Genomic DNA, 23,566 nt, shown 5'->3' on the forward strand with positions numbered 1-23,566 from the left:
TTACTTAGCGGCTTTTGGTTCAGCAGCCTTCTTGGGAGCAATCACTTCGACTGACCCACCGGCCTTCTCAACCGCTTCAACGGCGCCCTTGGAGGCACCAGCAACCTTGAAGCTCACCTTGGAAGTCAGTTCGCCCTTACCGAGCAAACGAACGCCGTCCTTGCCGCCACGAGCAAGGCCAGCAGCCTTCAGTGCTTCGTGATCAACAGTCTTGCCAGCATCAAGCTTGCCCGATTCGATGAACTTCTGGATCATGCCCAGGTTCACTTCAGCATAATCCTTGGCGAAAGGATTGTTGAAGCCACGCTTAGGCAGACGCATGTGAAGTGGCATCTGGCCACCTTCGAAGCCCTTGACGGCTACACCGGAACGGCTCTTCTGACCCTTCTGACCACGGCCAGATGTCTTGCCCTTGCCGGAACCGATACCACGGCCCACACGCATGCGGGACTTACGGGCACCATCGTTGTCGCGGATTTCATTCAGTTTCATAGTTGCACTCGCTTTCGCTTTGTTCGCGCTAATGGGAAGCAGGCCGCATAGGGGCATTTCACCCCCATGTGAACCCCTCTTATAGAAAAGAGCCTCACTCAAGCCTGTTAGCTCGTATGAAGGCACTCTCACTTTATATACAAAAAGCCCCGAGCTTTCACCCGGGGCTTTCTGAAATCATACTGGTAAAGGTGATCTTACTTGATCACTTCCACCATGTGCGGAAGCTTGGCGATTGCGCCGAGAACTTCCGGAGTGTCTTCGACTTCCACAACCCGGTGCATCTTGCCCAGACCAAGACCGACAAGGATCTTCTTCTGGCTTTCAGGACGACGGATCGGTGAACCGATTTGCTTGATCTTGATCTTCGCCATGCTGCGTTACTCCGCAATAGCAGCGGCTTCAGCTTCCGCTTCAGCCTGAGTCGCGCCGCCACGACCCAGAAGGTCAGCAACCTTTTTACCGCGACGCTGAGCAACCGACTTCGGAGAAGTCTGGTCAGTCAATGCGTCAAAGGTGGCGCGGATCATGTTGTAAGGGTTGGAAGTGCCGACCGACTTGGTCACCACGTCAGCAACGCCGAGGCTTTCGAAGACGGCACGCATCGGGCCACCAGCAATGATGCCGGTGCCTGGAGGTGCTGTGCGAACGTTGACCTTACCAGCACCGAAACGGCCCTTGCCGTCATGATGCAGGGTGCGACCTTCCTTCAGCGGCACACGAACCATCTTCTTCTTTGCAGAAGCAGTGGCTTTAGTGATTGCTTCAGGAACTTCGCGAGCCTTACCATGGCCGAAGCCCACGCGGCCCTTGCCATCGCCTACGACGACCAGCGCTGCAAAACCGAAGCGCTTACCGCCCTTCACTGTTTTGGAAACGCGGTTGATGTGGACGAGCTTTTCGATCAGCTCTTCACCATCATCGTCCTGGTTGCGGCCACGGCGATCATCACGACCGCCACGTCCACGACCACGGCCATTGTTGCCGCCGCGATCATCACGACCGCCACGACCACGGCCGCCACGGTTGTTTTCACGTGGCTGCGAAGGTGCGCCAGCAGCTGCAGACTGGTTGTCAGCAGCTTCAGTCGAAGCAGTGGTGGGCGTCGGTGTTGAACCGGCGTTATCCACTACTGGGGTTTCCTGGGTGTTGTTTTCGTCAGCCATCATCAGAACTCCAGCCCGCCTTCGCGAGCGGCGTCGGCCAGCGCCTTAACGCGACCATGGAACAGGTAACCGCCGCGATCGAATACGACAGTCGTGACGCCCGCCTTCTTGGCGGCTTCGGCAATATCCTTGCCGACTTGCGTCGCAGCATCGAGATTCGCGCCGGAAGTCTTCACGCCCAGTGTCGAAGCAGCGGCCACAGTGCGGCCTTCTGCATCGTCAATGATCTGAGCGTAAATGTGACGGCCCGTGCGGTGCACAGAAAGACGCGGACGGTGGCCCGAACGTGCACGAAGTGCAGTACGGACGCGACGGCGACGGCGTGCGAAAAGAGAAAGCTTTGCCATCTTACTTCTTCTTCCCTTCCTTGCGGAAGATATACTCGCCGCGGTACTTGATACCCTTGCCCTTATAAGGCTCAGGCTTGCGCCAGCGCCGGATTTCGGCTGCGAACTGACCCACGGACTGTTTATCAACACCGCTGATTTCGACAGTCGTCTGATCCGGAGTTTTCACTTCGAGACCTTCAGGAACGTCGAGATCAACATCGTGGCTGAAGCCGAGCTGAAGCTTGAGCTTCTTGCCCTGGCTGCTGGCACGATAACCAACACCACTGATTTCCAGAACCTTGGTATAACCATCGGTCACACCTTCCATGAGATTGGCAACGAGCGTGCGCTGCATACCCCAGAAGGAACGAGACTTCTTGGAATCGTTGATTGGCTGAACGGAGATCTGACCATCTTCCAGATCATAGGTCACTTCATCGGACAGACCCATTGTAAGGGTGCCCTTGGGACCTTTGACAGAAAGAGTGCGGCCTTCGATCTTGGCAGTGACGCCACTGGGGATCGCCACCGGCTTTTTACCGATGCGGCTCATCAGAATACCTCCGCCAGCACTTCGCCACCGACATTCTGCTGACGAGCTTCCGCATCGGAAAGCACACCGCGAGGTGTCGAAACGATAGAGATACCAAGGCCATTGCGAACATTCGGCAGCTCTTTGCTACCCGAATAGACACGGCGGCCTGGCTTGGAGACACGAGCGACATACTTGATAGCAGGTTCGCCCTCGAAATATTTCAGTTCGATCCGCAATGCAGGGTGCTTGCCGGTGCTGTCTTCCGTGTAGCCACGGATGAAGCCTTCACGCTGAAGAACTTCCAGAACATTTGCACGCAGCTTGCTAGCAGGAGAAAGGACAGAATCCTTCTTGGCCTGCTGGCCGTTGCGGATACGGGTGAGCATATCACCCAGGGGATCGGTCATAGCCATCTATCAGATCCTCACCAGCTCGACTTGGTAACGCCGGGAATCAGGCCTTTGTTGGCCAGATCACGCAGTTCGATACGATTCAAGCCGAACTTGCGGTAATAACCGCGGGGACGGCCGGTGGTGGCGCAACGGTTGCGCACACGGGTCGGGTTCGCATTACGCGGGATTTCCGCCAGCTTCAGGCGCGCAACGAGACGCTCGGTTTCATCGAGCGACTTGTCGTCAGCGATAGCCTTCAGCTTGGCATATTTCGCAGCGTATTTCTTAACGAGCTGCTTGCGGCGCTCGTTTTTATTGATCGAACTCAGTTTCGCCATTGGACTTAAGCTCTCTTCCTAGCGGCTTACGCCGCTTCCTTTTCGGCCTGCTCTTCAGCAGGAAACGGGAAACCGAACAAGCGAAGCAGTTCACGTGCTTCGTCATCGGTCTTTGCAGTGGTGGTTACGATGATGTCCATCCCGCGCACCTTATCGATCTTGTCGTAGCTGATTTCTGGAAAGATAATCTGCTCTTTAAGACCCATTGCGTAGTTGCCACGACCATCAAAGCTCTTCGCATTGAGGCCACGGAAGTCGCGAATACGCGGCATTGCAATGGTAACAAGACGGTCAAGAAATTCGAACATACGATCACGGCGCAAGGTCACCTTGCAACCGATTGGCATGCCTTCGCGCAGCTTGAACTGTGCGATCGACTTCTTCGCCTTGGTGATTACTGGCTTCTGGCCGGCAATCAGTTCCATTTCTTCGGCTGCAATCTGAACCTTTTTCTTGTCCTGACTGGCTTCGCCCACACCCATGTTGAGCGTGATCTTTTCCAGCTTCGGAACTTCAAGACGATTCTTGTAGCCGAATTTTTCGGTCATCGCTTTGACGATCACATCGTCATAACGAGTTTTGAAACGTGGCGTGTAATTCTCAGCCATCGATAGCTTCCCCGGACTTCACGGCAACGCGAACCTTCTTGCCATCACGCTCTTCAAAGCGGACGCGGGTTGGCTTGCCATCTTTCGGATCAGCGACAGCCACTTTGGCAATCGCCATCGGTGCAGGCGCACGATCGATGCCGCCCTGTGGGTTTGCCTGAGTAGGCTTGCGGTGGCGAGCAGCAACATTGATGCCGTCGACCACGAGCTTACCGTCTTTCGGCATAACCTGCATGACTGTGCCGGTGCGGCCCTTGTCCTTACCGGACAGGACGACAACCTGGTCACCCTTCTTGATCTTTGCGGAAGCCATTACAGCACCTCCGGAGCAAGTGAGATGATCTTCATGAAACCACGCGAGCGCAGTTCACGCACCACTGGGCCAAAGATACGGGTACCGATGGGTTCTTCGTTCTTATTGACGAGAACTGCGGCATTGCTGTCAAAACGAATGACGCTGCCATCGGGGCGGCGAACATCCTTACGCGTGCGAACGATAACGGCACGGTGCACGTCACCCTTCTTCACGCGAGCGCGTGGCTGCGCCTCCTTGACGGAGACGACGATCACGTCACCGACGCTTGCGGTGCGACGCTTGGAGCCGCCCAGTACCTTGATGCACTGGACGCGCTTAGCGCCGCTGTTATCCGCGACGTCGAGATTGGATTGCATCTGGATCATCGATCCGGTTCCTTCTCGTTAGGCTTGCCGGATCCAGTCCGGCAGTTCCAAAAACGCTACGTCGAAACATGATGGACTAAACAGCCCATCATGTTCCCGATCTCGTGGGCCTATAGCGGACACGACGCAGAGCGAAAGCCCTTTTTTCGTATCCGTAGACCCGAAAGACTTAGACGTCGGCTTCGACGGCTGCTGTCTTACCCGCCTGAAGGCGGTCAATGACTTTCCAGGTCTTGGTCTTGGAGATCGGTTTCGTCTCTTCGATGCGGACCTTTTCGCCAATGCCGTAAGCATTGTCTTCGTCATGTGCATGGTACTTCTTCGAACGACGGATGATCTTCCCGTAAAGCGGGTGCTTCACCTTGCGTTCGACCAGTACGGTCACGGTCTTGTCGGTCTTGTCGGAGACCACGGTTCCGGTCAAAATACGCTTCGGCATCGTGTGCTCCTTAAGCCTTGTTGCGAGCGCGTTCGCTCACAAGAGTTTTGATCCGGGCGATGGCGCGACGGACTTCCTTGATCCGGGCAGGACGTTCCAGCTGGTTCGTCGCGGCCTGGAAGCGAAGGTTGAACTGTTCACGCTTCAGTTCGAGAAGATCAGCCGAAAGCTGATCGTCAGATTTTGCGCGAAGGTCTTCCACCTTGGACATTATTCGCCCTCCCGGTGCGAGTTGTCGCCCAGTCGAGCCACAACTTTGGTTTTGATCGGCAGCTTCATCGCAGCACGCTCGAAAGCTTCTGCGGCGAGCGGACCGGGGACGCCGTCCAGTTCGAACATGATACGGCCCGGCTTAACCCGTGCTGCCCAATATTCGATCGAACCCTTACCTTTACCCTGACGGACTTCAGCAGGCTTCTTGGAAACCGGCACATCCGGGAAGATACGGATCCAGAGGCGACCCTGACGCTTGATGTGACGCGTGATCGCACGGCGAGCCGCTTCGATCTGGCGCGATGTGATACGCTCAGGTTCCATGGCCTTGAGACCATAAGAACCGAAGTTGAGCGTCGTACCGCCCTTGGCGTTGCCCTTGATCCGGCCTTTAAACGCCTTGCGGAACTTAGTTTTTTTCGGTTGCAGCATTGCTCTTCCTCAGCTCCAGATCAACGCGCCGGACGGACGCCAGAGGTCTGGGCTTCCATCATGAGGCGATCCTGGGCCATCGGATCGTGGCCGAGAATCTCACCTTTGAAGATCCAGACCTTGATACCAATGATCCCGTAGGCGGTCAGTGCTTCGGCGTCGGCATAATCGACATTGGCCCGCAACGTGTGAAGCGGAACGCGACCTTCGCGATACCATTCAACACGAGCGATTTCGGCACCGCCGAGACGGCCACCGCAGACGATCTTGATACCTTCAGCCCCAAGACGCAATGCAGACTGAACTGCACGCTTCATGGCACGACGGAATGCGACACGACGGATCAGCTGATCCGCCACGCCCTGAGCGACGAGCTTGGCGTCGATTTCCGGCTTGCGGATTTCAACGATGTTCAGCTTCACTTCGCTTGCAGTCATGGTCGAAAGCTTCTTGCGAAGCTTTTCGATGTCTGCGCCCTTCTTGCCGATGATGACACCGGGACGAGCCGCGTAGATCGAAATACGGCACAGCTTGGCCGGACGTTCGATCACCACCTTGGAAATCGCAGCCTGCGGCAGTGACTTCACAATGTGCTTACGGATTTCGATGTCTTCCTTCAGCAGGCGACCATAATCCCGGCCTTCCGCATACCAGCGGCTGTCCCAGGTACGGTTGATCTGCAGACGCAGGCCGATCGGATTGCTCTTTTGACCCATCGATCAGGCCTCCTCGACTTCGCGAACCACGATGCGCAACCGACTGAACGGCTTGAGGATGCGCGTGGATTTACCACGGCCCCGCGTGTGGAAACGCTTCATGGTGATCGACTTCCCGACGCTGGCTTCGGAAATAACCAAAGTATCAACATCGAGATTGTGATTGTTCTCAGCATTGGCGATTGCGGATGCGACGACCTTCGCCGCATCACGTGCCATTGCCCGCTTGGAAAAGCTGAGGATATTCAGAGCTTCCTCAGCCTTCTTGCCACGGATGAGAGCCGCTACGAGGTTCAGCTTCTGTGCGGAACCACGGATCGTGGTACCGACAGCAAGCGCCTCATTGTCAGCAACGCGACGGGGTGCTTTCTGTTTGCTCATCAGCGCTTACCCTTCTTATCGGCTGCGTGGCCTGGGAAAGTACGCGTAGGCGCAAATTCACCAAGCTTGTGGCCGACCATTTCTTCACTGACCGAAACGGGGATGAACTTGTGGCCATTGTAGACGCTGAACGTCAAACCAACAAAGTCCGGCAAAATCGTCGAGCGACGCGACCAAGTCTTGATCGCACCACGGCCACCTGATTCCTGCGCCTCTTGCGCTTTCTTCAGCAGGTGGAGATCGACGAATGGACCTTTCCAGACGGAACGTGCCATGTTCGATTACCTCTTCTTCTTCGCGTGGCGCGAACGGATGATCATTTTGTCCGTCTGCTTATTGTTGCGCGTGCGTGCGCCCTTGGTCGGCTTGCCCCATGGTGTCACAGGATGACGACCACCAGACGTACGACCTTCACCACCACCATGCGGGTGATCGACAGGGTTCTTTGCAACACCGCGTGTAAGCGGACGACGGCCCATCCAACGGCGACGACCAGCTTTTGCCAGCGTCTGGTTGCCATTGTCAGGGTTGGAAACGGCGCCAACCGTGCCCATGCAATCGCCGCGCAGGTAACGCTGTTCACCTGAGTTCAGACGAACGATTACCAGGCCGCGATCACGGCCGACCAGCTGAACGTAGGTGCCTGCCGAGCGAGCGATCTGACCGCCCTTGCCTGGCTTCATTTCTACGTTGTGGCAGATCGTGCCCACAGGCATCTGCGACAGAAGCATGGCATTGCCAGGCTTCACGTCAACGCGTTCACCAGCGATAACCTTATCGCCAGGTGCCACACGCTGCGGGCAGATGATGTAAGCCTGTTCGCCATCTTCATAGTTCACCAGAGCGATGAATGCAGTGCGATTGGGATCATATTCGATCCGTTCAACCGTACCTTCAACATCCCACTTGCGACGCTTGAAGTCGACGAAGCGATACTTCTGCTTGTGGCCACCGCCGATGCCACGTGAAGTGACATGACCTTTGTTGTTCCGACCACCGGTCTTAGTCTTACCTTCGGTCAGAGACTTGACAGGCTTGCCCTTGTAGAGGCTCGACTTGTCAACCAGGATGAGGCCACGGCGCGCCGGGCTCGTTGGTTTATAGTTCTTGAGTGCCATATTTCTCTAGCCTCAGATACCGCTGGTGATGTCAACGGACTGGCCTTCAGCCAACGTGACAACAGCCTTTTTGACGTCGGTGCGCTTGTAGGGAAGACCCTTCCAACGCTTCGACTTGCCCTTCTGCACGACGGTGTTCACTTTCGTGACCTTTACGTCGAACAGCGCTTCAACCGCTTCCTTGATCTGCGGCTTGGTGGCGTCATTTGAGACCTTGAAAACCACCGCATTATGCTCGGAAAGAAGCGTCGCTTTTTCCGTGATGTGCGGGGACAGGATCACATCGTAATGACGCGCGTCGATCTGCTGCTTAGCCATTGAACCGCGCCTCCAGTTTTTCGACAGCCGCGCGGGTCAGCACCAGCGTGTCGTGCTTGAGAATGTCATAAACATTCGCGCCAGCGGCAGGCATGACATTGACGTTGCCAAGGTTGTTAGCTGCCATGCGGAAGCTATCTTCAACCGTGTCACCATCAATGAACAGCACTTTGCCGTTCAGGCCGGCTGCACTGAATGTCGCGGCCAGAGCCTTGGTCTTGGCGTCGCTCAGCTCAAGGCTGTCGACCACGAGAAGGCTATCCTTAGCCTTGCTCGACAAAGCCATTTTCAGGCCGAGTGCACGAATTTTCTTGTTCAGCGAGATATTGAAATCGCGCCGACGCGGGCCGTGAGCCTTACCACCACCGATAAAGATAGGAGCAGCGCGATCGCCGTGACGAGCTGTGCCGCCACCCTTCTGCTTACCCCATTTCTTACCGGTACGCGCTACATCGCTACGCTCACGAGCCGCACGGGCGGTGCCGCGGCGGTTTTCGAGCTGCCATGTGACAACACGGTGGAGGATGTCGGCGCGCGGCTCAACACCGAATACGGTGTCATTGAGCTCGATATCGCCCGAGGCCTTCCCGTCGAGTTTCTGGACCTTCACCTTCACGGATCAGCCCTCCTTGCCTGCGTCGTCAGAAGCATTGGCTTCGACGGCGTTGTTCTGATCAGCTGCGGGAGCTTGCTCCGCAGCGGCACTGGCCGGACCCTTCGTGTCGATGACGGCACCGGGGAACGGAAGTTCCGACGGCTGCGACAGCTTCACAGCATCGCGCATAAGCAGCCAGCCATTCTTCGCACCAGGTACTGAACCCTTCACGAAAATCAGGCCGCGCTCTGCGTCGGTACGAACCACTTCGAGGTTCTGCTGCGTACGCTGACGGTCACCCATGTGGCCTGCCATCTTCTTGTTCTTGAAGACGCGGCCTGGATCCTGACGGTTACCCGTCGAACCGTGCGAACGATGCGAAAGGGAAACACCATGCGTGGCGCGCAGACCACCGAAACCCCAACGCTTCATAGCGCCGGCAAAACCCTTACCCTGGGTATGCCCGGTGATGTCCACTTTCTGCCCGGCAATGAAATGCTCGGCACTGATGGTCGCACCAACCGGCAGGAATCCTTCTTCGGATTCAAGACGGAATTCAGCGACTTTCATCTTCAACGAGACTTCAGCCTTGGCAAAATGTTCACGCTGCGGCTTGGCAACGTTCTTCTGCTTCGCGACGCCGGAACCGACCTGCAGCGCAACATAACCGTCACGCTCCGCAGTACGCTGCGAAATAACCTGGCAATCCTCAAGCGCCAGAACTGTGACAGGCACATGCTTGCCATCGTCCTGGAAGAGGCGGGTCATCCCGACTTTTTTCACGATCACGCCAGTGCGCATGATCCATTCTCCTCAAACAGAGGCCTATGACGGGCCCATCCCGCATAGGCGTGCTCAGCCCAAAATATGATACGTCGCCCCGCCCGGGCTGGGTGTTCCTGAATTCAGGAACAAGACGGGGGACGCAGTCCCGGATGAAATCCGGCGGTATCCCGATATCGCAAACCAAATTTTGCCTGATCTGCGAAGCCGATATTTAGATCGGCGGAATCTCGTGGCCGTTGACGGACGGCCGGCCGTTACTCCCCAATGGGGAGGAAATCAACCAGCTTAAGCCAGTTTGATTTCGACGTTGACGCCTGCAGCGAGATCAAGCTTCATCAGAGCATCGACCGTCTGAGCATTAGGCTGCACGATATCAAGCAGACGCTTGTATGTGCGAACTTCGAACTGTTCCCGCGACTTCTTATCGATGTGCGGACCGCGGTTCACGGTGAACTTTTCGATGCGCGTCGGGAGTGGAATAGGACCCCGAATAAGTGCGCCCGTGCGGCGGGCAGTATCAGCGATTTCCCCAGTGGCCTGGTCGAGTACGCGGTGATCAAACGCCTTGAGGCGAATGCGGATATTCTGAGCTTCCATGTCCAACTACCGATGCGAAAGAGCCAAGAAGGCCAGTGGCCTTCAATAAAAAGAAGAGACCGCCCCAACCTCGCTGATTCTTCTGATGAAGCAATCAGGAAGGGGCGGCCCCCGGAATTCTGACCGGGCGAATCTGGTATGACTCGCCCGGAGAGGTGCCTATATTACTTTGCGATCTTGCTGACAACCCCAGAACCGACGGTACGGCCGCCTTCGCGAATTGCGAAGCGGAGACCTTCGTCCATAGCGATTGGTGCAATGAGCTTAACGCTGATCGTAACGTTATCGCCAGGCATAACCATTTCAGTGCCTTCAGGAAGGATCACTTCGCCGGTCACGTCCGTTGTACGGAAGTAGAACTGTGGGCGATAGTTAGCGAAGAATGGCGTGTGACGGCCACCTTCGTCCTTCGAAAGCACATAGACTTCCGCGCTGAATTCAGTGTGCGGCGTAACCGAACCTGGCTTTGCGAGGACCTGGCCACGCTCAACAGCTTCACGAGCAACACCACGGATCAGGGCGCCGATATTGTCACCAGCTTCACCGCGATCGAGCAGCTTGCGGAACATTTCAACACCGGTAACGGTGGTCTTGGTTGTGTCCTTGATGCCAACGATTTCAACTTCGTCGCCAACGTTCACAACACCGGTTTCAACACGGCCAGTCACAACCGTACCACGGCCAGAGATCGAGAACACGTCTTCGATTGGCATCAGGAATGCCTGATCAACAGGACGTTCGGGCTGCGGAATGTTTTCATCAACAGCCTTCATCAGTTCAATGATGGAATCCTTGCCGATGTTGTCATCACGGCCTTCAAGAGCGGCCAGAGCCGAACCCTTAACGATCGCAATGTTGTCGCCGTCGAAGTCATAGCTGGAAAGCAGTTCGCGAACTTCAAGTTCAACGAGTTCCAGAATTTCTTCATCGTCAACCTGGTCAACCTTGTTCAGGTAAACCACGAGAGCAGGCACACCAACCTGACGTGCAAGCAGGATGTGCTCACGAGTCTGTGGCATCGGGCCGTCAGCAGCGTTCACCACGAGGATCGCGCCGTCCATCTGAGCCGCACCGGTGATCATGTTCTTCACATAGTCAGCGTGGCCTGGGCAGTCGACGTGTGCGTAGTGACGAGCTTCGGTTTCATATTCAACGTGAGCCGTCGAAATCGTGATACCGCGTTCGCGCTCTTCAGGAGCCTTATCGATGTTGGCGAAATCAACGGCAGCGCCGCCATAAACTTCAGCCATCACCTTGGTGATTGCAGCAGTCAGCGTGGTCTTGCCGTGGTCGACGTGACCGATGGTGCCGATGTTGCAATGCGGTTTGTTCCGCTCGAATTTTTCCTTCGCCATTCCTATTAACCTTCTGTCTTTCAGAATCAGATTTCTGCGGGAAAGTGACGGCACCCGCTGAAACAGGCGCCGCCCCTAAACGCTTGTGCTCGCTTAAGCAAGCTTCTCCTTGACTTCCTGCGCGACGTTAGCCGGCACTTCGTCATAATGAGAGAACTGCATGCTGTATTGTGCACGGCCCTGAGTGAAGGAGCGCAGCTCATTCACGTAACCGAACATATTCGCCAGCGGCACGTGTGCTTCGACCGCCTGCGCATTGCCGCGTGTGTCCGTACCCTGGATTTGACCGCGACGGGAATTGAGATCCCCGATCACGTCGCCCAGATAATCTTCCGGAGTCACGACTTCAACCTTCATGATCGGTTCAAGCAGCTTGATACCGGCCTTCTGAGCCGCTTCACGCATTGCACCACGACCAGTGATTTCGAATGCCACCGTGCTTGAGTCGACGTCATGATATTTACCGTCGATCAGGCGAATGGTGAAATCGATGATCGGGAAGCCGACGAGATAGCCGCTCTGAGCCTGCTCACGCATACCCTTTTCCACTGACGGAATATATTCGCGCGGAATGTTACCGCCCTTAATATCGTCAATGAAGACAACACCCTGACCACGTTCACCCGGAGTGACGACAACCTTGGCTTCACCGAACTGACCCGAACCACCCGACTGTTTCTTGTGGGTGTAGGAAACTTCGACTTCCTTCGCCAGCGACTCACGATAAGCCACCTGCGGAGCGCCAACATTGGCTTCAACCTTGAATTCACGACGCATACGATCGACGAGAATATCGAGGTGAAGTTCACCCATACCCTTGATGATCGTCTGGCCGGATTCGTGGTCTGTCGACACGCGGAAAGAAGGATCTTCAGCAGCCAGACGGTTGAGGGCAACGCCCATCTTTTCCTGGTCAGCCTTGGTCTTGGGTTCCACGGAAAGCTCGATAACGGGCTCTGGGAATTCCATACGTTCCAGAATGATCGGATGCGCAGAATCGCACAGCGTATCACCCGTGGTCGTTTCCTTCAGGCCAGCAATAGCCACGATGTCGCCAGCAAAGGCTTCATCGATGTCTTCACGGTTGTTGGAATGCATCAGCAGCATACGGCCGATCTTTTCCTTCTTTTCCTTCACGGAGTTCGTGACAGAGCCCTTGGAGAGCTTGCCCGAGTAAATCCGCGTGAAGGTCAAGGTGCCTACGAAAGGATCGTTCATGATCTTGAAGGCGAGTGCGGAGAATGGCGCTTCATCCGAAGATGGGCGTGATTCTTCCTTGTCGCTATCAGGCAGAACGCCTTTGATGGCAGGAACGTCAATCGGGCTTGGCATGTAGTCGACAACGGCGTCGAGCAGCGGTTGAACGCCCTTGTTCTTGAACGCAGAACCGCACAGCACGGGCACGAATGCGCGATCAAGCGTACCCTTGCGGATGAGCTTCTTCAGCGTCGCCGCATCAGGCTCATTACCTTCAAGGTAAGCTTCCATCACTTCATCGTCCTGTTCAACAACAGTTTCGATGAGCTTTTCGCGATATTCAGCAGCCTTGTCGGCCAGATCTTCTGGAATATCGACATAGTTGAACGTTGCGCCCAACCCGTCATTTTCCCAGACGATGCCGCGGTTGTTCACCAGGTCGACAACGCCCTGCAGGTCGCTTTCAGCGCCGATCGGGAGATACAGAACCAGCGGGGTTGCGCCGAGACGATCGATGATCGACTGCACGCAGTAGTAGAAGTCAGCGCCGGTACGGTCGAGCTTGTTGACGAAGCACATGCGTGGAACTTTGTACTTGTCAGCCTGACGCCATACGGTTTCGGACTGCGGTTCCACGCCGGCAACGCCGTCGAAAACTGCAACCGCACCGTCGAGCACGCGGAGCGAACGTTCAACTTCAATCGTGAAGTCAACGTGGCCTGGCGTGTCGATGATGTTGATCCGGTGTTCCGGACCCTGACCGTCTTCTGCCTGCCAGAACGTGGTCGTGGCAGCAGAGGTGATGGTGATGCCGCGTTCCTGTTCCTGCTCCATCCAGTCCATCGTAGCAGCGCCGTCATGGACTTCGCCGATCTTGTAGGACTTGCCGGTGTAATAAAGGATACGTTCGGTCGTAGTGGTCTTGCCGGCGTCAATATGCGCCATGATACCGATATTGCGATATCGTTCGATCGGATGGCTGCGGGCCATTGGAAATTCCTCGAAAGATAGGTTGGGAGGAGCCGTTATGGAAGCTGCCACCCATATAGTTGAAAATGTGACCGCTTAAAGACCGCCCTGCCCGGCCCGGTAAGAATACCAAGCCAAGGCAGAAAGCAATCCGACGCGATGCGCCATTCCTCGTCTTATCAGCTTACCAGCGATAATGCGAGAAGGCGCGGTTCGCGTCAGCCATACGGTGCGCATCTTCGCGCTTCTTGACCGCATTGCCACGATTATTCGCTGCATCGAGCAATTCACCCGACAAACGAGCAGCCATGGTGGTTTCCGCACGGCCACGAGCAGCCGCGATCAGCCAACGGATAGCCAGCGCCTGAGCGCGTTCCGGGCGGACTTCGACCGGCACCTGATAGGTCGCACCACCAACACGGCGGCTACGAACTTCAACCTGCGGCTTCACATTGTTCAGTGCATCGTGGAACATCTGGACCGGATCGGCCTTCGACTTGGTTTCCACAGATTCGAGCGCGCCATAAACGATACGTTCGGCAGTGCTCTTTTTACCGTCGAGCATGAGGTTGTTCATGAACTTCGACAGAACCAGATCCTTGAACTTGGGATCGGGCAGGATGACCCGCTTTTCGGGACGACGACGACGTGACATTTCACAAATTCCTTAAGTAACACGGCACTGCGGAGATTTTCATCATCACGCATGCCTGCCTCGGAGAAACCTCCGGGCGAATTGTGCCGGAGCCTTACTTAGGCCGCTTCGCGCCGTACTTCGAACGGCTCTGCTTGCGGTCCTTGACACCCTGTGTATCGAGCACGCCGCGCAGGACGTGGTAACGCACACCGGGAAGATCTCGCACACGACCACCGCGGATCAGAACAACAGAGTGTTCCTGCAGATTGTGGCCTTCACCAGGAATGTAGGAAATGACTTCGCGGCCATTGGTCAGACGGACCTTGGCCACTTTACGCAGAGCTGAGTTCGGCTTCTTTGGCGTCGTCGTGTAAACACGTGTGCAAACGCCGCGCTTCTGCGGGTTCTGTTCCATTGCAGGGACCTTGCTCTTGGCCTTCTGCGGAACGCGGCCCTTGCGGACCAGCTGGTTAATTGTCGGCATGAAGTACTCTTCACCTGTGTGTTCTGAAACGGTGGAATTACCGCATCAGTCGCCCGTTCCCGGACGGAAAATCGAGCACCGCGTTCTCTGGTTAAAGCCAGAAGCCACGAAACCCGATTTCAGTGCCTGACAGCATGGATGGAGGAAACCGCCTGCAAGGCGCGCTCGTTTCTCAAACGCCTCCCTGCCCGAAGGCAGGAACCAGAGCCACGAAAGCCCCGAAAAACGCAGCACCGGAAAAACCGATACACAGAAACGAGCCGAATCACTCCACCCGATACAACAAGCACCGGGTTACTTTGACGGCTGCCCCAACGGATGATCGCTCACCCGGTCAATAGAGACCTATGGACTCTGCAGAAACCCGCAGAAACCCAAAGGATAAAGGGCCACACCACCAAAAGTGGGAGACCCTCCGGGACATAACCGGCAATGTTCAGCTCTATCTACCCGAGGCAGAAAACTGACCTCGGATTGGCAAGCCCTTACGGGAGATGGCAGAGGGGGTCAAGAAAATGTCATCCCGCGCCAAGCCGCAAACCACCAGAATGGCAAGGCCCGACCAAGTGGCCGGGCCTCACACAATTAATCTTCCGCAGGCAGGTATAATTCCCCGCCCTTTTCGCGGAACTTCTCGCTCATATCATCCATGCCCTTCTGATCTTCGGGACGCAGGGCGGCGGCGATGGTTTCGCTGGCGAGGTAGCTATCCGAATTCTGCTTGGCAGCAAATTCGCGGACTTCCTGACTGATCTTCATCGAACAGAACTTCGGCCCACACATGGAACAGAAATGTGCGGTTTTTGCGCCTTCTGCCGGCAACGTCTGGTCGTGGTACTGCTCAGCGGTTTCGGGATCGAGGCTGAGGTTGAACTGATCGCGCCAGCGGAATTCAAAACGTGCACGTGACAGTGCATCATCGCGCAATTTGGCTGCCGGGTGGCCTTTGGCAAGGTCAGCCGCGTGGGCTGCCAGCTTATAAGTCACCACGCCAACCTTCACGTCATCACGATCTGGCAGGCCGAGATGCTCCTTAGGCGTCACATAGCAAAGCATGGCTGTACCATACCAACCGATCTGTGCCGCACCGATGCCGCTGGTGATATGGTCATAACCCGGCGCAATATCGGTGACCAACGGCCCAAGCGTATAGAACGGCGCTTCACCGCAAGCTTCGAGCTGCTTGTCCATATTCTCTTTGATCTTGTGCATGGGCACATGACCCGGCCCTTCGATCATCACCTGCACATCCTGTGCCCAAGCGCGTTTGGTCAGTTCGCCCAGTGTGTACAGCTCGGCAAATTGCGCTTCATCATTGGCATCGGCAATCGAGCCGGGACGCAGGCCATCACCCAGTGAATAGGCAACGTCATAAGCCTTCATGATCTCAGTGATTTCGTCAAAGCGTTCGTAAAGGAAGCTTTCCTTATGATGCGCAAGACACCACTTTGCCATGATCGAACCACCACGGCTGACGATCCCTGTTACGCGCTTGGCCGCCATCGGCACGAAGGGCAGACGAACACCAGCATGGATGGTGAAATAATCAACACCCTGTTCGGCCTGTTCGATCAGCGTATCGCGGAAGACTTCCCAATTGAGGTCTTCTGCCACACCACCAACCTTCTCCAGCGCCTGATAGATCGGCACGGTGCCGATGGGCACGGGGCTGTTACGGATGATCCATTCGCGCGTATCGTGAATGTTCCGACCGGTGGAAAGGTCCATGACAGTATCCGCACCCCAGCGGGTGGACCAGACCATCTTGTCCACTTCGGCCGCCACGTCAGAAGCCACGGCGCTATTGCCGATATTGGCGTTGATCTTGACGAGGAAATTGCGCCCGATCGCCATGGGTTCAGCTTCGGGATGGTTGATGTTGCTGGGGATGATAGCCCGACCGCGCGCCACTTCATCACGGACAAATTCCGGCGTCACATGGTCGGGGATGGCTGCGCCCCAGCTATTGCCGTCCTGCTCCATCTGTTCACGCGCCTGCGCCCTGCCGAGATTTTCACGGCAGGCAACATATTCCATTTCCGGCGTGATGATGCCTTTACGCGCATAATGCATCTGGCTGACATTCTGCCCAGCCTTGGCACGAAGCGGGCGATGCACGACCTTGGGGAACGCTGGCACGCCGCCTGAACGGTCTGGCCCCAACTGGCCATTGTCTTCAGGCTTGATCGCACGGCCATCATATTCCTCGACATCGCCGCGCCCCATGATCCATTCGCGGCGCAATGGTGATAGACCGGCAGAAATATCGATAGTGGCATTCGCATCCGTATAGGGTCCCGAGGTGTCATAGACCCTGAGCGGTGGCTCACCGCTGGAAGGTTCCAGATCAATCTCGCGCATTGCAACGCGATGTGGCCCGACATGGACCTTGCGGCTGCCACGGATCGGACCTGTGGTCACACCTATTTCAAAACGGGAATTAATATCGGCCATGAGGGATGTCCTTACAGAAGTAGTGAAACTTTAGAGACCGGCGAAGGCGAGCAGGATCAGCACCGCGCCCAAGAAAACGACAAAGCCTGGCAGAAAGCTTCCGACCTTGCCGATAAGCTGCCGTGCGAACCCCATGAACCTGTCCCCACTGGCGATGAGCAGCGCCCCCTTCACCACCATCAGTCCGCCAACCACGCTCATGCCGATGGCGAGCCCGCTAGGGGCTTGGGAGTTGCAAGCGAGGTAGATCATCCCACCAATGCCAATGGAGATAACGCCGGTAAGAAAACGCAAGCCATGAAATGCTTCGAATTCCTTGAGCATGACAGCCCAGCCGCCGGGATTGCGCAATTCGCCTATGCCGACCGCCAAAGCATAAAGCCCGGTAAACAAAGCTATCCAGCTTGACATATCATGGGGGGTCACACGCAACGCTCCTCTCAACAGAAGGGAGCAGGTGTACGAATGCCGCACGCCCAGCCACTCCCTCCGCCCGTTTTAACGGGTTCAGGTTCAACGGGTCGTAGGGTGCGAAACCTACCTCTCAGCCAAGCGGCTCCCCGGGGTCCAGCCTGCATAGAGGCTTTTGCTCGGATATGAAAGGGGGGCGAGCTATGATCACACTCGCCAAGCAGGCCGTCGGGCTGTATCGGCCGGGAAATACTCTATTCTCAGCAAAACAGGCACACATCATGATCCCTCTTGAACATCTCGGCTCGGCTCAAGTGCCCGGAGGCGAAGAATTGCGCCTGTACCGCCGAGGCAAGGACTTCATGATCCAGCTCGATCGCAATGAGCTGATGAACAGCCGGATGAGCGGTTCCGAAGAAGCCTTATCCGACATGGCCCTGGATCGGTTGAACGATCCGGCCAAGCTCCACATGCTGATCGGCGGCTATGGCATGGGCTTCACTCTGCGCGCCGCCCTCGCCCGATTGCAGCCCGATGCCAAGGTGACGGTGGCCGAACTCGTGCCCGAAATCATCGAATGGGCCCGCGGCCCCATGGCTGAGATGACGGGTGACTGCCTTGAAGATCCGCGCGTAAAGCTCGCCATGCGCGATGTGGCCGAACTCATCATGAGCGCCAATGGCGTCTATGATGCGATCCTGCTGGATGTGGACAACGGCCCGGACGGATTGGTCCGCGATGAAAATGACCGGATCTATTCGCGCCGAGGCCTTGCCAATGCAAAATCTGCGCTGAAACCGGGCGGAGTGCTCGCTATCTGGTCCGCCGCCCCGGATGAGAGTTTCAAGCTGCGCCTGAAGAAATCAGGCTTTGATGTCGATGAAGTCGCCGTCCGCGCGCGCAGTAATGGCAAAGGCCCACGCCATGTGATCTGGTTCGCAAAGAAGATGGACGGCCCATATAACGCGGACTGATCGGACGTAACCGGTTGGGCACAGGCCATACCAGCCTGACCGGTTCCCTCACAAGATCACACACATCACCCCAACGCCCACGGACAGTGGAGGATGGGGTGCCGCGGTATGCGCAAGCCGCCATCACTGACGGCAAGGAATCCAGTTCGCAACGCACCAGACAGAATAAATGCGAGTGCAACGCATACTGAATTGCACATGATAATTATTTGCATTAATGTAGCGGTCATGATGAGAAAATCCATTGTCACCGCCGCTCTGTGCTGCGTCAGCGCCCCTTTCAATCCTGCGTTCGCTCAGGCCAAACCGCCGCCTGACCCTAGCGCTCCTCAGTTAGACGATATCGTCGTCACGGCAGATCGGCCTGACAGTTTCGGTGCCGACTATGTTCAGGCTGGGACGTTCAGGGATTCACGACTGATCGACACACCGCTAACCGTCACTGTGCTTCCCAAAAGTGTTTTGGATGCACAACAAGCACGCTCTGTCTTCGACGCTGCACGCAATACCGCCGGTGTGACCCAGGCTCAGCTCAACACTACGATATACAGCAACCTCTCGATCCGCGGCATCCCGGTCGACAATACAACCAATTTTCGCCTCAACGGTGTACTACCGGTCATCACCTTTGTTGACATGCCTATGGAGGACAAGAGCCGGGTCGAAGTCCTGAAAGGGGCCGCCAGCCTCTATTATGGGTTCGCCTCCCCTTCAGGTGTCGTCAATCTCGTCAGCAAACGGCCGGAAGCCGACCCTTTAACCGGGCTGGAAATTTTCGGTGACGATCACGGCACTATCGGCGGTGCGATAGATATCAGCCGACCACTGGGTAACGCGGGTGTGCGTGTGAATGCCGGAGGTGCATCGCTTGAGACCGGCATTGCCCGCACCGATGGCCATAGATGGTTTTCATCGGCAGCGTTTGACTGGCAAGCGACGAACAAGCTCAGCTTTCAATTCGACGCCGGCTATATCTACAAAACGATCACCGAACCCACCGAATATGTCCTGCCCTCGGCAGTTAATGGCCATATCACTGTGCCAGCAGCTCAACCGGCTTCCCGCAATGTTGGTGGCAAATGGATGCAGGCGAAAGGTTGGGAAACTAACCTTCTGGCACGCGCCCGTTACGACTTTTCTTCCTCTTGGAGCGCGTCCTTCGCTGTAGGCCAATCCTACCTTCAGCGTGATCGACGCTATTCCTCGTTCAGCGGCTATGACCTCGGAACTGGTGACGGAACGCTATCGGTGGCCATGACGAAGAACAGCAATTACCGGAACGTCATCTACCGTGGAGATATCACAGGAGCCTTCGCCACCGGCCCGATCGAACATCAATTGCTGATTGGCGCCTCTATCAATAATCGCGACATCGAAATCCCAGCCGCTACGCGATTCAGCATGGCGCAGAATCTCTACGATCCGGTCCCCGTGCCTGAACGAGCGATTCCACCTCGGGTCATTCAGGCTGCCGATTCCATTCGCGACAGTGGAGTCTATATTTTTGACCGAGCCAGTCTGGGCGACTGGCTACAGGCGACAATCGGATATCGCAAAGCCCACTATCGCGATCGCAGCCTCACGGGTGTCTATAAAACAAACCCGGACACATGGTCTTATGGCGTGCTGGTCAAACCGGCCAATTGGGCCAGTGCTTATGCCAATTATATCGAAGGACTCGAAAGTGGTGGCATTGCGCAGCAAATCGCCAAAAACGCAGGCGAGCAATTGCCCGCCGCGCTCAGTAAGCAGCGTGAAATCGGCCTCAAAGTGGAGCCACTGCATCGGCTTCTGCTGACAGTCGCCTGGTTCCAAGTCGACCGTGCCTCCACCTATATCAATGCCGATGGTTACTATGTGCAGGATGGCCGCGCTCGTTATCAGGGTATCGAATTTGGAGGGAGCGGTGAAATAACACCGAACCTTTCTGTATCGATGAGCGGTGTTTTCCTCGACGCCAAGCAGCGCTCGGGGGCAGCTGATATTATCGGGAACCGGATTGAAAACAGCGCCCGGTTTTCAGGGTCTGCGTTTGTCGAATACAAGGTTCCGATGGTTCAGGGCCTAACCATCAACGCCGGTATTTTCCGCGTCGGCCGCCGCCCCGTCAATACACTCAATCAGGGCTATGCCCCCGGCTATACAACCCTCGACCTTGGAGCTGGCTACAATACAATAATCGCCGGACGGTCGACAAATTTCCGTGTCTACGCCAGCAATGTCACCGGCAAGCGGTATTGGGCGGCCACTGGCTCGAACCTCGCAGCACCAGGCCTCCCCGCGACGATTCGCTTCTCGATTTCAACGACTATCTAAAAAGTGAATCGCCAATTCATAGCACTGACGGGTAAGCAATCGCATATCCGTCAGCGCTATTTTTCCAAAGCGCCAAGGCCATAATTAGCTGTTTGATCCCACGGTTTAATGGTGCGATCCTTTCGTTAGAATGGAAGGAAGCCATATGGTGCCCCCAAATCGAGTGGATTTTGGGGGCACTAGCAGACACAATGCCAGTCTTTGAGAGACGATATATCGCTTAAAAAGCGCAGAAACTCAAGACTTTGGGGGATATTGAGAAACAGAGAAATGGTGCCGCTTAGGTGACTCGAACACCTGACCCCATCATTACGAATGATGTGCTCTACCAACTGAGCTAAAGCGGCACTGGGCGGGCTTTATAAGCATCGGGCTTTAGCCACAATACTCATACCCTATGTATGTGGAGGCCCGAGCCGGAATCGAACCGGCGTGCGAGGATTTGCAGTCCCCTACGTAACCACTCCGCCATCGGGCCAAGTCCCCAACAAAGCGGGGAGTGCGGCCAGTAGCGAAGAGAATCACTTTGCGCAATCCTCTTCATGCAATTTGCTGGATTCTGCTGCTGTAACCGGAAAAATGCATGAGTGCTTTAAAAGGCGTGGACCTTTCTTTCATCCATTCGTTCAAACACTTATCATAACGGAGCAGCCCGATGTTTACGCAACTTGATCCGCCTATCCCGGTGTTTGTCATCGATAAGGGCAAAGGTGTTACTTTCGCAGTCATCGATTACGGTATGGAGCATAACCTCATCTGGGTTACCGCGATTGATGAGACGGGCGAAATATGGTGCGCGCCCAATCCCAAAGTGCGGATGCAGGAAAATTGGACAGCAGGGCGGCCGGCTAATTTGAAAACGGTGGACACCCCAAAATCAGAATCTCTCCCCAATCCTCTCACTGCATGACGAGAGCCTCACTTTCTGCTAAAGAGCTGCCTTTCAGGGCCACCGGGGCCACTTAGTTCAGGAAGTTTGTAAGGTGACGAAGGCCAATCTGCCGTATCGTATCGCGGCGCTCTATCAGTTCACACCTTTCGAGGACATCGCTGCCATTCAGGGGCCACTGCTCGATTGCTGCAATGAGCATGGCATAAAGGGCACGCTGCTTCTCGCGCGTGAAGGGATCAATGGCACGATCGCCGGAACACCCGACGGTATTGATGCCGTGTTGGCCCATATTCGCGCGCTGCCGGGGTGTGCCAATATCGAATTCAAAGAATCATGGGCGCTCGAAATGCCCTTCTACCGAATGAAGGTTCGGCTGAAGAAAGAGATCGTCACAATGGGCCAGCCTGATATTGATCCTGTCAGCGATGTGGGCACCTATGTCACACCGGATGAATGGAATGCGCTGATTGAAGACCCGGACACGATCCTGATCGACACACGCAATGATTATGAAGTGGCCATTGGCACCTTCAAAGGCGCGATTGACCCGCATACCAAATCTTTCCGCGAATTTCCGGAGTGGTTTCAGCAACAGCGGGCCGAATTTGAAGCACAGGGCAAGCAACCCAAGATCGCCATGTTCTGCACCGGCGGCATTCGCTGCGAAAAGGCTACTGCTTATGTTAAGTCGCAGGGGTTGGATGAGGTTTACCACCTGAAAGGCGGTATCCTTGCCTATCTCGAACATGTGCCGGAAGAAAAAAGCATCTGGGAAGGCGATTGCTTCGTTTTCGATGAGCGGGTGAGCGTGACACATGGACTTCATGCCGGCGATTACACGCTGTGCCGGGCGTGCCGTATGCCGCTGACCGAGGAAGAAACCGCGTCCGAACTGTTTGTTGAAGGCGTGAGCTGTCCGCATTGCCACGCTGAAAAGAGCGAAGAACAGCGCCAGCGCTACGCCGAACGCCAGAAACAAGCCAAGCTCGCCAGAGCGCGCGGGGTTTCACATATTGGATCAGGTCTGCCAGAAAAGGCTGATGACTGATCCGATACTCTACAGCTTCCGTCGTTGTCCCTATGCCATGCGCGCAAGGCTTGCTCTGCATGTGAGCCACACGCAATGTGAGGTGCGAGAAATCAAACTGCGGGAGAAGCCCGAAGCCATGCTGGAGGCTTCCCCCAAAGGCACTGTGCCTGTGCTCGTGCTGAGTGATGGCCAGGTGGTGGATGAGAGCATAGACATCATGCGCTGGGCGCTTTCCCGACATGATCCGGAAGGCTGGCTGGAAGGGGATGATGCGGAGCTGATCGCGGCCAATGACGGCCCGTTCAAGCATCACCTTGATCGCTATAAATATGAAACGCGCCATAACAGCGATCCGGTCCAACATCGCAGCGCCGCGCTTACCATTCTGCAGCGCCTCGAAGATCGCCTGTCTGACCAGCCCTATCTGTGCGGAAACAAGCCTATGCTGACAGATATGGCGATCCGGCCTTTCATCAGGCAATTCGCCGCCACGGATCGGGCATGGTTCGATGCGCAACCCCTGCCCCGCCTGCAAGCATGGCTCGACGAATTTCTCCGCTCAGAGCTGTTCAGTCAGGTGATGATCAAACGCCCGCAATGGCAGGCCGGAGAAATGGGCGGAACGTTGTTTTAACGATAACGCAAACCCGCAGCCGGATTGGCTAAGGTAAGGTATAGAAAGGGGGCAGCGATGATCCGCCGCCCCTCTTG

At 55.9% G+C, this 23,566-nt stretch carries 32 protein-coding genes, 2 tRNA genes and 1 riboswitch; of the genes, 5 read left to right on the forward strand and 29 right to left on the reverse strand.

Features of this window, described 5'->3' with window-relative positions; genetic code table 11:
- The 27 genes from rplO to GRI39_RS07790 form a co-directional block, all read right to left on the reverse strand.
- Window positions 1-492, reverse strand: coding sequence for a 50S ribosomal protein L15 (gene rplO, locus GRI39_RS07660; protein WP_160739086.1), 492 nt, complete (start codon window positions 490-492; stop codon window positions 1-3).
- Between the two features lie 197 nt (window positions 493-689).
- Window positions 690-866, reverse strand: a complete 177-nt coding sequence (gene rpmD / locus GRI39_RS07665; RefSeq protein WP_160739087.1) for a 50S ribosomal protein L30 — start codon at window positions 864-866, stop codon at window positions 690-692.
- 6 nt (window positions 867-872) lie between these two features.
- Window positions 873-1,658 (reverse strand): 30S ribosomal protein S5, encoded by a 786-nt coding sequence (gene rpsE / locus GRI39_RS07670; protein ID WP_425482328.1) that lies wholly within the window; start codon window positions 1,656-1,658, stop codon window positions 873-875.
- A 2-nt stretch (window positions 1,659-1,660) separates the two neighbouring features.
- Complete coding sequence (rplR, locus tag GRI39_RS07675) at window positions 1,661-2,005, reverse strand: 50S ribosomal protein L18 (protein ID WP_160739088.1); 345 nt, start codon at window positions 2,003-2,005, stop codon at window positions 1,661-1,663.
- Window position 2,006: 1 nt separating this feature from the next.
- Complete coding sequence (gene rplF, locus GRI39_RS07680; protein ID WP_160739089.1) at window positions 2,007-2,540, reverse strand: 50S ribosomal protein L6; 534 nt, start codon at window positions 2,538-2,540, stop codon at window positions 2,007-2,009.
- Window positions 2,540-2,935 carry a 30S ribosomal protein S8 gene (rpsH, locus tag GRI39_RS07685; protein WP_160739090.1) on the reverse strand — a complete coding sequence of 132 codons (396 nt, stop codon included), beginning with the start codon at window positions 2,933-2,935 and terminating at the stop codon, window positions 2,540-2,542. Before rpsH ends, rplF begins: the two co-directional genes overlap by 1 nt.
- A gap of 11 nt (window positions 2,936-2,946) precedes the next feature.
- Window positions 2,947-3,252, reverse strand: coding sequence for a 30S ribosomal protein S14 (rpsN, locus tag GRI39_RS07690; RefSeq protein ID WP_160739091.1), 306 nt, complete (start codon window positions 3,250-3,252; stop codon window positions 2,947-2,949).
- 26 nt (window positions 3,253-3,278) lie between these two features.
- Complete coding sequence (rplE, locus tag GRI39_RS07695) at window positions 3,279-3,860, reverse strand: 50S ribosomal protein L5 (protein ID WP_160739092.1); 582 nt, start codon at window positions 3,858-3,860, stop codon at window positions 3,279-3,281.
- Window positions 3,853-4,173, reverse strand: coding sequence for a 50S ribosomal protein L24 (rplX, locus tag GRI39_RS07700; protein WP_160739093.1), 321 nt, complete (start codon window positions 4,171-4,173; stop codon window positions 3,853-3,855). Before rplX ends, rplE begins: the two co-directional genes overlap by 8 nt.
- Window positions 4,173-4,541, reverse strand: coding sequence for a 50S ribosomal protein L14 (gene rplN / locus GRI39_RS07705; RefSeq protein ID WP_160739094.1), 369 nt, complete (start codon window positions 4,539-4,541; stop codon window positions 4,173-4,175). Before rplN ends, rplX begins: the two co-directional genes overlap by 1 nt.
- A 169-nt stretch (window positions 4,542-4,710) precedes the next feature.
- Window positions 4,711-4,980 (reverse strand): 30S ribosomal protein S17, encoded by a 270-nt coding sequence (rpsQ, locus tag GRI39_RS07710; RefSeq protein ID WP_160739095.1) that lies wholly within the window; start codon window positions 4,978-4,980, stop codon window positions 4,711-4,713.
- 10 nt (window positions 4,981-4,990) lie between these two features.
- Window positions 4,991-5,191: a 50S ribosomal protein L29 gene (gene rpmC / locus GRI39_RS07715; RefSeq protein WP_170324278.1), complete on the reverse strand. Its 201-nt coding sequence runs from the start codon at window positions 5,189-5,191 to the stop codon at window positions 4,991-4,993.
- Window positions 5,191-5,625 carry a 50S ribosomal protein L16 gene (rplP, locus tag GRI39_RS07720; protein ID WP_160739096.1) on the reverse strand — a complete coding sequence of 145 codons (435 nt, stop codon included), beginning with the start codon at window positions 5,623-5,625 and terminating at the stop codon, window positions 5,191-5,193. The genes rpmC and rplP overlap by 1 nt, the downstream gene beginning before the upstream one ends.
- Window positions 5,626-5,645: 20 nt before the next feature.
- Entirely contained in the window at window positions 5,646-6,341 is a 696-nt protein-coding gene (gene rpsC, locus GRI39_RS07725) for a 30S ribosomal protein S3 (RefSeq protein ID WP_160739097.1), read from the reverse strand.
- 3 nt (window positions 6,342-6,344) lie between these two features.
- Window positions 6,345-6,722 (reverse strand): 50S ribosomal protein L22, encoded by a 378-nt coding sequence (gene rplV, locus GRI39_RS07730; protein WP_160739098.1) that lies wholly within the window; start codon window positions 6,720-6,722, stop codon window positions 6,345-6,347.
- Window positions 6,722-6,997, reverse strand: coding sequence for a 30S ribosomal protein S19 (gene rpsS, locus GRI39_RS07735; RefSeq protein WP_160739099.1), 276 nt, complete (start codon window positions 6,995-6,997; stop codon window positions 6,722-6,724). Before rpsS ends, rplV begins: the two co-directional genes overlap by 1 nt.
- A 6-nt stretch (window positions 6,998-7,003) precedes the next feature.
- A complete protein-coding gene (rplB, locus tag GRI39_RS07740; RefSeq protein WP_160739100.1) occupies window positions 7,004-7,840 on the reverse strand; it encodes a 50S ribosomal protein L2 in 837 nt (278 codons plus the stop codon).
- Between the two features lie 12 nt (window positions 7,841-7,852).
- Complete coding sequence (locus tag GRI39_RS07745) at window positions 7,853-8,158, reverse strand: 50S ribosomal protein L23 (protein WP_160739101.1); 306 nt, start codon at window positions 8,156-8,158, stop codon at window positions 7,853-7,855.
- Entirely contained in the window at window positions 8,151-8,774 is a 624-nt protein-coding gene (gene rplD / locus GRI39_RS07750; protein WP_160739102.1) for a 50S ribosomal protein L4, read from the reverse strand. The genes GRI39_RS07745 and rplD overlap by 8 nt, the downstream gene beginning before the upstream one ends.
- A 3-nt stretch (window positions 8,775-8,777) precedes the next feature.
- Window positions 8,778-9,554, reverse strand: a complete 777-nt coding sequence (rplC, locus tag GRI39_RS07755) for a 50S ribosomal protein L3 (protein ID WP_160739103.1) — start codon at window positions 9,552-9,554, stop codon at window positions 8,778-8,780.
- A 270-nt stretch (window positions 9,555-9,824) separates the two neighbouring features.
- Window positions 9,825-10,136, reverse strand: coding sequence for a 30S ribosomal protein S10 (gene rpsJ / locus GRI39_RS07760; RefSeq protein WP_034905023.1), 312 nt, complete (start codon window positions 10,134-10,136; stop codon window positions 9,825-9,827).
- Window positions 10,137-10,300: 164 nt separating this feature from the next.
- Window positions 10,301-11,491, reverse strand: a complete 1,191-nt coding sequence (tuf, locus tag GRI39_RS07765; RefSeq protein WP_160739104.1) for an elongation factor Tu — start codon at window positions 11,489-11,491, stop codon at window positions 10,301-10,303.
- 93 nt (window positions 11,492-11,584) lie between these two features.
- Entirely contained in the window at window positions 11,585-13,678 is a 2,094-nt protein-coding gene (gene fusA / locus GRI39_RS07770) for an elongation factor G (protein ID WP_160739105.1), read from the reverse strand.
- Between the two features lie 163 nt (window positions 13,679-13,841).
- On the reverse strand, window positions 13,842-14,312 hold the full coding sequence (rpsG, locus tag GRI39_RS07775) for a 30S ribosomal protein S7 (protein ID WP_160739106.1): 471 nt from the start codon (window positions 14,310-14,312) through the stop codon (window positions 13,842-13,844).
- A 94-nt stretch (window positions 14,313-14,406) separates the two neighbouring features.
- Window positions 14,407-14,778 carry a 30S ribosomal protein S12 gene (rpsL, locus tag GRI39_RS07780; RefSeq protein ID WP_047820267.1) on the reverse strand — a complete coding sequence of 124 codons (372 nt, stop codon included), beginning with the start codon at window positions 14,776-14,778 and terminating at the stop codon, window positions 14,407-14,409.
- Window positions 14,779-15,363: 585 nt separating this feature from the next.
- Window positions 15,364-17,232 carry a phosphomethylpyrimidine synthase ThiC gene (gene thiC / locus GRI39_RS07785; RefSeq protein ID WP_160739107.1) on the reverse strand — a complete coding sequence of 623 codons (1,869 nt, stop codon included), beginning with the start codon at window positions 17,230-17,232 and terminating at the stop codon, window positions 15,364-15,366.
- Between the two features lie 30 nt (window positions 17,233-17,262).
- Window positions 17,263-17,658 carry a hypothetical protein gene (locus GRI39_RS07790; RefSeq protein WP_160739108.1) on the reverse strand — a complete coding sequence of 132 codons (396 nt, stop codon included), beginning with the start codon at window positions 17,656-17,658 and terminating at the stop codon, window positions 17,263-17,265.
- 41 nt (window positions 17,659-17,699) lie between these two features.
- A riboswitch (TPP riboswitch) is annotated at window positions 17,700-17,805 on the reverse strand.
- A 119-nt stretch (window positions 17,806-17,924) separates the two neighbouring features.
- Here GRI39_RS07790 and GRI39_RS07795 point away from each other — a divergent pair.
- Both GRI39_RS07795 and GRI39_RS07800 read left to right on the forward strand, forming a co-directional pair.
- Window positions 17,925-18,617 (forward strand): spermidine synthase, encoded by a 693-nt coding sequence (locus GRI39_RS07795; RefSeq protein WP_160739272.1) that lies wholly within the window; start codon window positions 17,925-17,927, stop codon window positions 18,615-18,617.
- A 228-nt stretch (window positions 18,618-18,845) separates the two neighbouring features.
- Window positions 18,846-20,933: a TonB-dependent siderophore receptor gene (locus GRI39_RS07800; protein WP_160739109.1), complete on the forward strand. Its 2,088-nt coding sequence runs from the start codon at window positions 18,846-18,848 to the stop codon at window positions 20,931-20,933.
- Window positions 20,934-21,204: 271 nt separating this feature from the next.
- On the opposite strand, the gene GRI39_RS07805 is transcribed toward GRI39_RS07800, so the two are convergent.
- Together GRI39_RS07805 and GRI39_RS07810 are read right to left on the reverse strand one after the other, a co-directional pair.
- Window positions 21,205-21,280: transfer RNA gene (locus GRI39_RS07805), tRNA-Thr, on the reverse strand.
- A gap of 57 nt (window positions 21,281-21,337) precedes the next feature.
- Window positions 21,338-21,411, reverse strand: a tRNA-Cys gene (locus GRI39_RS07810).
- 177 nt (window positions 21,412-21,588) lie between these two features.
- On the opposite strand from GRI39_RS07810, the gene GRI39_RS07815 reads away from it, so the two are divergent.
- From GRI39_RS07815 to GRI39_RS07825, 3 genes are all read left to right on the forward strand, one after another.
- Window positions 21,589-21,843 (forward strand): hypothetical protein, encoded by a 255-nt coding sequence (locus tag GRI39_RS07815; protein ID WP_160739110.1) that lies wholly within the window; start codon window positions 21,589-21,591, stop codon window positions 21,841-21,843.
- 73 nt (window positions 21,844-21,916) lie between these two features.
- Window positions 21,917-22,873, forward strand: coding sequence for an oxygen-dependent tRNA uridine(34) hydroxylase TrhO (gene trhO, locus GRI39_RS07820; protein ID WP_160739111.1), 957 nt, complete (start codon window positions 21,917-21,919; stop codon window positions 22,871-22,873).
- On the forward strand, window positions 22,866-23,489 hold the full coding sequence (locus tag GRI39_RS07825; protein WP_160739112.1) for a glutathione S-transferase: 624 nt from the start codon (window positions 22,866-22,868) through the stop codon (window positions 23,487-23,489). Before trhO ends, GRI39_RS07825 begins: the two co-directional genes overlap by 8 nt.
- The last annotated feature ends 77 nt before the right edge of the window (window positions 23,490-23,566 follow it).

The organism is Altericroceibacterium indicum (genome assembly GCF_009828105.1).
GTDB classification, from domain to species: domain Bacteria; phylum Pseudomonadota; class Alphaproteobacteria; order Sphingomonadales; family Sphingomonadaceae; genus Altericroceibacterium; species Altericroceibacterium indicum.